The following is a 10336-nucleotide window of genomic DNA, read 5'->3' on the forward strand; positions in this document are numbered from 1 at the left end:
GGTGTGCACGAGCTGTTCGAGTTCGAGGTGGGCGTCGCGCAGCAGATCCGGCTCGACGAGGTGCTCGGCGAGCTGGCCGGACAAGGCGAGCACGGCCTCGGTCACCGATGTGGGATTGCGGTCGGTGTCGAGTTCGCCGTCCCACGAGCTGACCACGCGGTGCGCGACCTGCCACAGCTCGGTCTCGGACAGCAGGGTCGCCGACGGTTCGATGGGCAGCAGCAGACCGTGTTCGGTGAGCAGGCGACCGGCGTACGCGTGGTACGTGCTCACCTCGGGTTCGCTGCCGAGGATCCGCGCGCGCAAACCACCGCTCGGGTCGAGGTCGCGCAGGAGCGCCGATCCGGCGAGCTTGGCCAGGCGCGCCCGGATGCGGGCCGTGAGCTGCTGCGCAGCCTTGCGCGTGAAGGTCAGGCCCAGCACCTGCTCGGGTTCGACGAGGCCGTTGGCGACGAGCCACACCACCCGCGCAGCCATGGTCTCGGTCTTGCCGGCGCCGGCTCCGGCGACGACCAGCATCGGGCCGGGTGGCGCCTCGATGACGGCGGCCTGCTCGGTCGTCGGCGGCAACTGTCCCAGTGCCTCCGCCAGGCGCTTCGCGCTCACCCGTGGTGCACTCATTCCCCTGTCACCTGCCTGCCTTCGTCGTGTGCCGGGCAGCTCGACAGCACCGGGCAGTGCCGGCACCCGTCGTTGACCCTCGCGACGAAGCGGGGGCCGCGGGTCGCGGCCGCGGCGTCGTGGATGATCTCCCGCCACTGCGCGAGCCCGTCCTCGTCGAGGGGCGGCTGCACACGCTGCGTCGCGCCTTCCTTGTTGTGGGGCTTGGCCACGAAGACCAGGCGCGCGCCACCGGGCTCCGATGCCGGTTCGCCCTCGATCGCGCCGGCCGCCGCGGCGACCTGATAGGCGGCGAGCTGGGCATGATCGCGCGCGGCGTCCTTCGACACCGGGTTCTTCGCGGTCTTGACGTCGATGACGACCGGACGACCCTCGGCGTCGCGTTCGAGCCGGTCGATACGACCGCGGAGCCGCACACGGGGCTTGTCGTCGGAATCGGGTTCGAGGATGCCGTCGACCTTGATCTCGACGCCGATCTCGGTGAGCTCTCCGCGCGTGCCCTGCAGCCACGTCGAGAAGGTGTCGAGCATGCGACGGGTGCGTTCGAGCTCGCGGCGGGCATACCATTCGGCGCCCAGATCGACCGAGTCCCACGCCTTCTCGAGGGCCTGATCGATGCGGTCGGGCGGGATCCGCCCGGCGAGCGCCTGGACGAGGGTATGGACGAGCGTGCCGGTGACAGCGTGGCTGTTCTCACCGTCGGAACCACCGTGCCGTTCGAACATCCATCGCAGCGGGCAGGTCGTGAGCTGTTCGACCGTGGACGGCGACAACCGCACCGCGTCGTCGTCGGGATCCCACAGCGGGTCGGCGGTGCTGGGATCGGCCGTGCCGTACCAGTCGTCGGGGTGGGCGCCGCGGACCCCGGCCCGCGCGAGCCGCGCGAGCTGCTGGGCGGCGCGCTGCTGTCGTTCGGGTTCGGTCTCGGCGATCTCGGGATCGCACACCACGCTGCGCAGTTCGGCGACGAGCGCGGGCAGGGCCAGCACGCGGGTGCGGACCTCGTCGGGCACCGGTTCGGCGAGGAGATCGTCGGACGCATCGAACTCGTCGGTGTCGACACCGCGCAACTCGTCGACGAAACGGGAGCGCACCAGTTCGCTGTCGCCGCTCACCGAATCGACGGCCGTCACCAGGAGGTGGGTGCGGGCGCGACTGCACGCCACGAGGAACAGACGCCGCTCCTCGGCGAGCAACGGCGCGGTGCGCGACAGCCGTGCACCGGCCTCGTCGCCACCGTCGGCGCCGGAGACGGCGTCGATCAGGGCCTCGATGCCGAGCAGGGTGCCGCGTGCACGCAGGCTCGGCCACAGGCCCTCCTGGACACCGGCGACCACCACGACGTCCCATTCGCGACCGGCGGCGGAGTGCGCGCTGACGACCGTGACCGCTTCGGATTCGGCGGCGACGCGGGTGCGGGCCGTGGCGGGGATCTCCTGCTCGGTGAGATAGTCGACGAACCCGGCGATGTGTGCGCGGGGCAGACGGTCGACGTAGTCGGCTGCGGCGTCGAACAGGGCCACGACGCCGTCGAGATCGCGGTCGGCCTGCGCACCGATCGGCCCACCCCAGGCCGACGCGGCGGCCCATCGCCGTTCGAGTCCGGTGGCCTGCCATGCCTCCCACAGCACGTCCTCGAGACCGCCCCCGCGCAGCGCCGCCGAGCGGGCCTTGCGCAGCACACCGAGCACCTTCTTCAGCGGGGCGGCCTCGACCTCGGTCAGCCCGCGGATCAGGTGCGCGTTCTCGGTGGTGTCGTCGCCCTCGGTGAGCAGGATGCGCAGCAGTTCGGCGGAGTCGCGGTCGTTGCCCGACGCGAGTTCGACCCGTCGCAGGCCACGCCGCAGTCTGCGCAGCGCGACCGGTTCGGCACCGCCGATGGGCCCGGACAGCAGGGCGAGCGCTTCGTCGCCGCCGAAGCCACTGTCGGACACCGCGCGCAGCACGAGCAACAGTCCCGCGACGCTGTGCTGACGGGCCAGCGGGAGTTCGGAGGCGGCGGTCGTCATCGGGACGCCCGCCGCGAGCAGCGCGCGACGCAGCGGAGCGAGCACCCGCGGCACGGACCGGACCACGATCGCCATGCGCGACCACGGCACACCGTCGACGAGATGGGACCGGCGCAGGGTGTCGGCGACCAGCGCCGCCTCCTTGGCCTGCGACGAGCACACCGCCACGCGGACCCGCCCTGGATCGCCCTCCTCGACGCGGTGCCCGGCCGTACCCCGGTGTGGCGGCAGGCCCGGCAATCTGCGGGCGATCCCGTCGGCGAGGGACGCCACCTCGGGAGCGGCACGATGATTGACACCCAACACGATCCGGCGCGATCCGTCGGCCTCGCCGAGGCTCTCGAGGAAGGAGGTGTCGGCGCCGCGGAAGCCGAAGACGGCCTGATCGGGGTCGCCGGCGATCGTACTCGTGCGGGTGCCGGTACCGATCACGCGGACCAGGTCGGCGGCCTGCGGATCGAGATGCTGGGCGTCGTCGACGAGCAGATGGCGGATCCGGCCGCGCTCGGCGGCCAGCAGGTCGGGATCGGTCGCGAACGCCGCGAGCGCCGCACCGACCAGTTCGGCCGCGTCGAGTGCCGGAGCGGTGGCCTCCGGAGCTTCGAGACCGACGGCGCCGCGCAGCAGCATCACCTGCTCGTAGCGCTCCGCGAAGCGCCCGGCCGCGACCCACTCCGGCCGATTGCGGCGCTCCCCGAGCGCGACCAGATCCTCCGGACCGAGACCGCGCTCGTTCGCGCGCAGCATCAGGTCGCGCAGTTCGACGGCGAAGCCCGTCATGCCCAGTGCCGGACGCAACCGCTCGGGCCACATCCCGGCGCCGTCGTCGATGTCGCCGCGCAGCAGTTCGCGCAGCACGGCGTCCTGCTCGGCACCGGTGATCAGGCGCGGCGGCGGATTGCCGTGCGCCGAGGCCTGCAACCGCAGCACCGCGAAGGCGTAGGAGTGGACGGTACGGACGAGCGGCTCGCGCGTCGCGCGGGGCACAGCGCCGTCGCCGAGCGCGATCAGACCGGCCGTGATCGCCTCGCGCACGGCGGTGGCAGCCCGCCGCGAATGGGTGAGGATCAGCACCGACTCGGGATCGGCCCCGCTTGCGATGCGGTGGACCGCGAGATCGACCAGCAGGGACGTCTTGCCCGTGCCGGGACCGCCGAGGACCTGCCACGGCCGCCAGCGGAGGGAAGGCGGGGCGTCGTCGAACAGCACGCGCACGTCGTCGGGCCACTCGCGGGCCACCGGCGCCTCGGCGGACCTGCGCACCAGTCGCGCGGCCGGGCGACGGACGCGATCGGGGATCTGCGGTTCGGACATGCGCGAGACGGTGGCAGGCAGGTCGGTGACCTGCGCCCGTGGTGGGTGCAGGTCGGGGGTGCCGGTATCGACGTCGAGCATGACCCCATCCCACCAGACGGGTACGACAGCGTCCGGGGGCGCACCGCGTGGTCCCGACTGGGATAGTGGTCGGCGTGAGTGCCACGGAGCTTCTGCACACCCATCTGTTCGGGCCCGACGACGGACCGGAGGTCCTCGCCCTGCACGGACTCACCGGTCACGGCCGACGCTGGCGGAACCTCGCCGAACGGCACCTTCCCCACCTGCGCTTCGTCGCTCCGGACCTGCGGGGTCACGGCCGGTCGCCGTGGACTCCCCCGTGGTCGTTCGAGGCGCACGTCGCCGATCTGACGGCCGTGCTGGATGCACACACCACCGGTCCCGTCACCGTGGTTGGTCACTCCTTCGGTGGTGCCCTCGCGCTGCATCTCGCCGCCGCGGTGCCCGACAGGGTGCGGGCGCTGGTGCTTCTCGATCCGGCGATCGGTCTCCCGGCCGACCGGATGCTCGAGATCGCCGACCTCACCCTCCACAATCCCGACTACACGGACGAGGCCGAGGCGCGGTCCGAGAAGGTCCACGGCGACTGGGGCGAGGTGGCACCCGAGTTGCTCGACGAGGAGATCGCCGAGCACCTCGTCGAACTCGACTCGGGGCGTGTCAACTGGCGGATCTGCGTACCGGCGCTGGTGAGCGCATGGGGCGAGCTGGCCCGCGGACCCGTCCTGCCGCCGGCCGGTATCCCGACGATCTTCGTGCAGGCCGGGAAGGTGCAGCCCCCGTACACCACGGCGGATTTCCGGCGCAACCTCGCGGAGCGGCTCGGTGACGACCTGACCCTCCTCGAATTCGACTGCAACCACATGATCGACCAGGCGCGTCCCGCCGAGACCGCCGAACTCGTGGCCCGGATGGTGTAGCCGGTGGTCACCACGGACGAGCAGATCGAGCGGGTTCGCGAACTCGTCGCCTCCGTGCCCGCGGGCCGGGTCGTGACCTACGGTGACATCGCCGGCGCCGCGGGCCTGTCGAGTGCGCGCACCGTCGGATGGATCATGCGGACCGATTCCGGCGACCTGCCGTGGCACCGCGTGGTCCCCGCCTCCGGGCGACCGGCCGCGCACCTCGCACGGCGGCAACTCGCGCGCCTCGAACTCGAGGACGTCCCGATCTCCGGCGACCGGATCGATCTCGCCCGTGCTCGGCACCGGTTCCCGCCGGACTCAGGCGATCACGGCGACGAGCCACGCGCAGACGACGAGTAGGTCCGGTCCCCGCGCCCACTGCCGGAGCAGATCGACCGGAATCTGTCCGACGGCCGTCTCGAGGAGCAGGCCGTCGTACCCGATCGGCGGTCGCGTGCGCATCCGATAGGCGGCCGCGCACCCACCGGCGAGCCCGATCACGACGCTCGCCACCGACGCACTCCCGACGAACCCTGTCACGGCACCGGCAACGACCGCGGCCGACCCCGGGACGACGGAGAGCGCGAGACGCAGGTGCGTGTCCCTCGTACCGAACAGGACGGCGAAATCGGGATCGCGGCTCACGTCGCGCAGACCCGTAGCGAGGATCGTCGCCATCGTGAAGACGGTGACGAGCTGAACCACGGCCGCGGCGGGCGGCGACGCGACCGACACCGCCACCGCGACGCCGAGCAGCGCGACGCACGCGACGAGCGCGGGTGCGGGCCTACGGACATGGCGGAGCAGATCGGAACGGACCAGTGCCGCGGTCGGGTGGCGCGGCAAGGGCCGCGAGTGGCGGGATCCGATGCGCAGCCACGCCTTCCGCTCGACCACGCCTGTCAGGAGCGACGGATCGAGTGCCGTGAGCGCGGCCGAAGCACCGACCGCGGTGTCCGATCCCACCCTCCACTCCGGTGCAGCGATCCTGCCGCACCGACGCAATACCGAGACCGCCGGTGCCGCAACGACGATCCATGCTCCCACCACGATCGACGGTCCCGGCGGTGACACCGCGACGCCGACGGCGGCGACCGTCACCACGCCCGGAACGGCGACGAGGCACAGCCCGATCACGACCCGCACGACCGCGGGCGCGAGTACCCGGCACTGCACGAGCATCGGAAGGGCGACGGCACCGACACTGAGAGCGGCGGCAAGACATGTGAACGCGACGCGTCCCTCCGGCGCGGTCACGAAGGTCGCGAACCGGCCCACGAGAGCACCCGCGATCGCACCGCAGATCAGGAGCGCCGCAACCCTCGGCCGGAGTGCCGCACCGCGATCCACCGGCGTGGACAGCAGCCAGAACGCCGTCTCGGCACCGCACGTCACCGGGCCTGCGGTCCGAGCGGACGCCGTCCCCGCAGCGACCGCGATCGCGACGACCGTCCATCCCCACGCCGAGGTGCACGCCGGATCGCGCACGATCGGGTCCGCACACGCGAAGGTCGTCGACGGCAGGGAGAACAACCACCACGCCAGCCCCCCGCCCACGTACAGACCGAGGAGGACCAGCACAGCGAGGGCCGGACGATCCGCGAGCGGAGCGTGCCGGCGCTCGAAGGCGTGGCGGAGCGCGCGGAGATCACGCGCGCCGCGGACGGTTCCGGTCAGCGCCATCGGTCCGCATCCACCACCTGGTCGGCGACCGCATCCACCAACACGGCATCGTGCGAGACCATCAGCACGGTTCCACCGGCGCGCTTCTCGGCCTCCAGCGTGGACGCCAGCCATCGGCGACCGGCATCGTCGAGATGCTGTTCGGGTTCGTCGAGCACGAGCAGTCGTCGTGGGCGTACCAATGCGGAAGCCAGGGCGAGCCGGCGGCGTTGCCCGCTCGAGAAGGTCGGCGGCAGTCGATCGGCCGACGCAGCGAGACCGACCTCCTGGAGGACCCGTGTCGCCGCGTCGAACGGGTCGGTCACACCGTGACCGGTGGCGACGAGTTGCAGGTGCTCGTGTGCGGTGAGATGCGCGAACGTCGCGACCTCGCCGAGAACTGCGGCGACCTGCCGTCGCAGCGTCGGCGAGCTCTCGTCGACGGGGACGCCGTGGATCTCGACGACGCCGTCGTCGAGTCGGTCGACGCCGACGACGCATCCGAGCAGGGTGGATTTACCGGTGCCGTTCGCACCGACCACGGCGCAACATCGGCCGGGGGCGACGTCGATGTCCACCCCGGTGAAGACGGTCAGGTCACCGAACGAGCGGTGGGCGTTTCGGACGGACACGGCGGGTGTGCCGTGGGGGCAGGGATCGGACATGGAAGATCTCCCGGAGTTCCTCGTCGGATGGAGTGTCGAGGGCGAGGACGGAACCGGGTGAGCGCGGACGTGGCCGTCCGGCGGTGTCAGGATGGGAGTGGCGGCGGAACCCGCCGCGCAGACGTCGTTCCTCGGAGGTCGGGCCGCGGATGCTGCGACCGAAGGCGAACAGCGGATCCTCGGCGGCAGCGACGAACGCGAGTGCCGCGACGACCACCACAAACAGGCCGAGGAGCAGGCCGGCAGTGTCGGCGGTGGAGCCTGCGGTGACCGGAACGACCGCGGCGACGAGCCAGGACAGGAGGACGACGAACACCGCCGCGCCGTTCCGCCAGCCGAAGAACATACCGCGCAGTCTATCCGCGCCACATGTATGCGGCAGTACGTCGGACACCGCAGTGCGATTGATGCCGGACACAGCAGTGCGATCGGTGCCGGACACGGCAGTGCGATCGGTGCCGGACACGGCAGTGCGATCGGTTACAGCACGGCGAGTGCGGGCGCTCACGAGCGGGGCGGATGAGGCAGCATGAAGACATGAGCACGCTCACCCACGTCGAAGCCGTGATCGTCGCGGGAGGCCGCGCGACCCGGATGGGAGGCGTCGACAAGCCCGCTCTGACCGTCGGCGGCCGCAGGATGCTGGACACCGCCCTCGGCGCGGTCGAGGGATGCGCGCGGGTGACCGTGGTGGGTCCGCACCGCGACGATCTCGACCCGCACGTGCTGCAGATCCAGGAGACACCGCCCGGTGCGGGTCCGGTCGCGGCGCTGGCAGCGGCGGATCCGGTCGCCGATCTCGTGGTCACTCTCGCCGCCGACCTTCCGTTCGTCACCCCGAAGACGGTCGCGGCCCTGCTCGAAGCCCTGAACGAGGGTGCGGCGGCCGAGGCGGCCTTCGCGGTGGACGACACCGGACGGGTGCAGTTCCTGCTCGCGGCGTGGCGGACACCTGCGCTGGCCGCGCGTCTGGACTCCCTCGGTGGGGACGTCGCGAACCGGCCCATGAAGGCGTTGCTGCCCGAGCGGTACGTCACCGTCGCGGTGTCCGAGTCGACCGACTGCGACACCCCGGCCGATCTGGAGGCAGCGCGCGCCGGGTCCACGACCACCCGTGTGGCCACCGATCCCGACCATGCACGCAGGATTCTGCGGGAAGCGTTGTCACCCTTGCCTTCCCGTACCGTACCGGTCGAGGAGGCGCGGGACGCCACGTTGGCGGCGCCACTCGTCGCGGCGGAGGCGTTGCCTCGCGTACGCACCTCGGCCATGGACGGTTACGCGGTGGCCGGCGACGGACCGTGGGTGCTGCGCAACGAGATTCGCTATGCGGGCGACGGAGGTTCGCTCACGCTCGGCGACGGGGAAGCCGCCCGGATCGCGACGGGCGCCCACCTGCCGGCAGGCGCGACCGTCGTCGTGCGCGACGAGTTCGTCCGCGTGGAGGGCGGTCTCGTCACCCGACTGCCCGATGCCCCCGTGCGCGACGACGCGCGGCGCCGCGGGGAGGACTGGGAGTCGGGGACGGTCCTCGCCGAGGCGGGCACCGCCGTGAGCCCGGCGGTCGTCTCCGCGGCCGCCAGCGGTGAGGTCACCGAACTTCGGGTGCGCGGTCCCCTGCGGGTGCACATCGTGCTCACCGGCGACGAGATCCGCCGCACCGGTCCTCTGCGCGAGGGGCAGACCCGCGACTCGCTGGGTCCGGTACTCCCCGACCTCGTCCGCTGGTGCGGCGCCACGGTGGTCGGTGAAGGACATCTCCGGGACACCGCGGACGGATTCGACGCGTTGTTCACGGGCACCGATGCCGATGCGATCGTCATCGTGGGTGCGACGGGTGGTGGCGCCGCCGACCAGTTGCGCGGTGCGCTGGCGCGGGCCGGCGCGCAGGTGGTCGTCGAACGGGTCCGGTGCAAGCCCGGCGGATCGCAGGTCGCGGCGACGCTGCCGGACGGGCGTGCCGTGCTGGGACTGCCCGGGAATCCGGTGGCGGCGGTGGCGACCCTGCTGGTGATGCTGCCTGCGATCGCCGACGGCCGCACCCTCCGCACGCCGGCGACTCCTGTGACCGCTCCCCTGGCGAACGCCTCGGAGGTCGTCGGCGACATCACGCGGTTGTTGCCCGCCCGCCAGGACTCGCAGGGACGATGGTTGTGCGACAACACGATTCGCACGGCACATCTCGCCGGCCTCATCGGGCGCACCGCGATCGCCGTGGTGCCGCCGGGAGCGGCGGACGGCGATCGCGTCGAATTGCTGCCGCTCCCCCGCTGATTCAGGCGCGGTGGCGAGCCGCTGCCACAGGCGCGAGACGCAACGCGTCGACGGCGGAGCGGTAGCGCCGGACCACGAGGTCGACGACGGGTTCGGCGACACCGATCGGCGCAGCGACGCCGTCGGCACCGACCTCCGACAGGCGACGGTGGAACAGACCGTCGGCGAGAAGATACGACGCGACGAACACCCGGCGTGCGCCGCCGGCGCGGACCTCGTCGACGACGGTCGCGACCCGCGGTTCGCCGGTGGCGATCCATCCGACCCGCACCGGGGTCTGCACGAGCGACGAGACCATGCGGGCCGTCACCTGGACGTCGCGCCGGGCGCGAGGGTCGGACGAGCCGGCGGCCGCGAGAACGACGTCGTCGCCCTCGACCCAGCCGGCCTGCCGCAGCCGCTCGACGAGGACACGGGCGAGAGCAGGGTCGGGGCCGAGCGCGGGGGTGATCGTCACCGCGTCGTTCCCACCGGCCGCAACCTCGCGCGGAACGTCGGTGTGCACGTGGTAGCCGGAGGCGAGGAAGGCGGGGACGAGCACGGTCGGGCGGTCGGTGTCTCGCAGGACCTCCGAGGGCGACGGTCCGAGGACGTCGACGAAGGCGACGCGAGTGGGGCCGACGCGGGAGGAGACGGCCTCGGCGAGCGCCGCGATCATGTCGACACCGCGCGGATTGCGGGTGCCGTGCGCGACGAGTAGCAGCGCCGGGTCGGTGTGTGTACCGGTCATGGATGCATTCCCTAAGTTTGTAGGTGTCTGGGGTTGGTGCCCTGGATGCCCAGAGCGGTGGGGTGTAGCTGATGGATTTCTGCTTCGGTCGAGGCTCGGAAGGACTGGCTGCCCCATCGCGCTGGACGCTCCGAC

General features: G+C 72.1%; 9 protein-coding genes. 3 read left to right on the forward strand and 6 right to left on the reverse strand.

From position 1 onward, the window contains the following. Both B9C99_RS25080 and B9C99_RS25085 read right to left on the reverse strand, forming a co-directional pair. Window positions 1-621, reverse strand: a 621-nt coding sequence (locus B9C99_RS25080; protein ID WP_172415085.1) for a UvrD-helicase domain-containing protein, incomplete at its 3' end; no start/stop codon positions are given. Then, entirely contained in the window at window positions 618-3944 is a 3327-nt protein-coding gene (locus tag B9C99_RS25085) for an ATP-dependent DNA helicase (protein ID WP_172415087.1), read from the reverse strand. The genes B9C99_RS25085 and B9C99_RS25080, both read right to left, overlap by 4 nt. A 146-nt stretch (window positions 3945-4090) precedes the next feature. Here B9C99_RS25085 and B9C99_RS25090 point away from each other — a divergent pair, with 146 nt between their 5' ends. Both B9C99_RS25090 and B9C99_RS25095 read left to right on the forward strand, forming a co-directional pair. Then, window positions 4091-4885: an alpha/beta fold hydrolase gene (locus tag B9C99_RS25090; protein ID WP_016693358.1), complete on the forward strand. Its 795-nt coding sequence runs from the start codon at window positions 4091-4093 to the stop codon at window positions 4883-4885. Between the two features lie 3 nt (window positions 4886-4888). Further along, window positions 4889-5230 carry an MGMT family protein gene (locus tag B9C99_RS25095; RefSeq protein ID WP_016693359.1) on the forward strand — a complete coding sequence of 114 codons (342 nt, stop codon included), beginning with the start codon at window positions 4889-4891 and terminating at the stop codon, window positions 5228-5230. Here the strand turns inward: B9C99_RS25095 and B9C99_RS25100 are convergent. From B9C99_RS25100 to B9C99_RS25110, 3 genes are read right to left on the reverse strand one after another with little or no spacing between them, the layout of a single operon-like run. Beyond that, window positions 5189-6553, reverse strand: a complete 1365-nt coding sequence (locus B9C99_RS25100) for a DUF6297 family protein (protein WP_088899754.1) — start codon at window positions 6551-6553, stop codon at window positions 5189-5191. The two genes, B9C99_RS25095 and B9C99_RS25100, sit on opposite strands and share 42 nt — an antisense overlap. After that, window positions 6544-7164, reverse strand: a complete 621-nt coding sequence (locus tag B9C99_RS25105) for an ABC transporter ATP-binding protein (RefSeq protein WP_253250200.1) — start codon at window positions 7162-7164, stop codon at window positions 6544-6546. Before B9C99_RS25105 ends, B9C99_RS25100 begins: the two co-directional genes overlap by 10 nt. After that, entirely contained in the window at window positions 7130-7543 is a 414-nt protein-coding gene (locus B9C99_RS25110; protein ID WP_037190656.1) for a DUF6412 domain-containing protein, read from the reverse strand. Before B9C99_RS25110 ends, B9C99_RS25105 begins: the two co-directional genes overlap by 35 nt. Window positions 7544-7734: 191 nt before the next feature. Between B9C99_RS25110 and B9C99_RS25115 the strand changes: the two genes are divergently transcribed. After that, window positions 7735-9471, forward strand: coding sequence for an NTP transferase domain-containing protein (locus B9C99_RS25115; protein WP_088899756.1), 1737 nt, complete (start codon window positions 7735-7737; stop codon window positions 9469-9471). A gap of 1 nt (window position 9472) precedes the next feature. Here B9C99_RS25115 and B9C99_RS25120 read toward each other — a convergent pair whose 3' ends face one another. Then, window positions 9473-10201, reverse strand: coding sequence for a sirohydrochlorin chelatase (locus B9C99_RS25120; RefSeq protein WP_088899757.1), 729 nt, complete (start codon window positions 10199-10201; stop codon window positions 9473-9475). Window positions 10202-10336: the final 135 nt, after the last annotated feature.

Source organism: Rhodococcus sp. BUPNP1 (assembly GCF_002215235.1).
Classification (GTDB): domain Bacteria; phylum Actinomycetota; class Actinomycetes; order Mycobacteriales; family Mycobacteriaceae; genus Rhodococcus.